Origin of the sequence: Aquabacterium sp. UBA2148 (assembly GCF_002328915.1) — a bacterium.
Lineage (GTDB): Bacteria > Pseudomonadota > Gammaproteobacteria > Burkholderiales > Burkholderiaceae_C > Aquabacterium > Aquabacterium parvum.
In genome coordinates this window covers 22,532-23,258 of sequence record NZ_DCXA01000027.1, presented here as the reverse complement: position 1 = coordinate 23,258, position 727 = coordinate 22,532, and the positions used below count along the sequence as shown (strand labels likewise).

Annotated in this window: 2 protein-coding genes; both read left to right on the top strand. The window is 66.6% G+C overall.

Going from position 1 to position 727, the window contains the following annotated elements:
- Nucleotides 1-2 precede the first annotated feature (2 nt).
- The gene (locus tag B2W70_RS18505; RefSeq protein ID WP_422652306.1) at nucleotides 3-113 is read left to right on the top strand and encodes a DUF3592 domain-containing protein; all 111 of its coding nucleotides are present in this window, start codon (nucleotides 3-5) and stop codon (nucleotides 111-113) included.
- A 165-nt stretch (nucleotides 114-278) separates the two neighbouring features.
- Nucleotides 279-569 carry a metal-sensing transcriptional repressor gene (locus B2W70_RS01710; protein WP_058089469.1) on the top strand — a complete coding sequence of 97 codons (291 nt, stop codon included), beginning with the start codon at nucleotides 279-281 and terminating at the stop codon, nucleotides 567-569.
- The last annotated feature ends 158 nt before the right edge of the window (nucleotides 570-727 follow it).

Genomic DNA, 727 nt, shown 5'->3' with positions numbered 1-727 from the left:
ACATGACCAAGGAAGAAGTCCAGCGGGAACTGGCGCCCTTTCCCGTTGGTGCCCACATCAGGGTCTTCTACGATCCGGCCCAGCCTCAAAGCAGCGTCCTCATCCCGGGCTGACCCGCCGCCCTGTTGACACCCGTCAAGTCAGCGCAAGCCCTGCGCTCGTCCGAGGGGCATCAAGGGGGAACGATGCTTGCTTACCCCGCCCGGTATCCCTAGACTGCGCGGTCTGCCCCACGGGGCCCCCATCCACCCGACCGTCCGCCACTCCGCCGCGTGAACATGGATTCCTTGGACAACGACCGCCACCGCACTGACATCCTCAACCGCCTCAAACGGGCTGAAGGCCAGTTGCGCGGCATCCAGCGCATGGTCGAGGAAGGCGAGGACTGCCAGGCCATCGCCATGCAGATGGCCGCTGTGCGCAAGGCCCTGGACAGCACCTACCTGCGCATGGTGCGCTGCCAGATGGAACAACACCTGCAAGTGCAGCTCGCAGACACCCCCGACGCCGACGCCCGCATCACCGCCTTCCTGGAAAACATGGAAGGGCTGATGGGCAAGCTGCGCTGACCCCTGCCACAGGATCCCGGATGACCGCTGCCCTGCCCTCGCGCGCCCTGCCACCCGACGACGCCCAGCGAGAGCTGCTGCACAACGAGCTGCATGCGCGCCCACCCGCGCGGATTCGACTGCCCGCCCTCGTGGTCTACGTGGCCGTGCTCAACGAG

Bases quoted from the DNA above. Each gene is read 5' to 3' on its own strand.
- B2W70_RS01710 (WP_058089469.1), top strand. From the start codon at position 279: ATGGATTCCTTGGACAACGACCGCCACCGCACTGACATCCTCAACCGC.
- B2W70_RS18505 (WP_422652306.1), top strand. From the start codon at position 3: ATGACCAAGGAAGAAGTCCAGCGGGAACTGGCGCCCTTTCCCGTTGGT.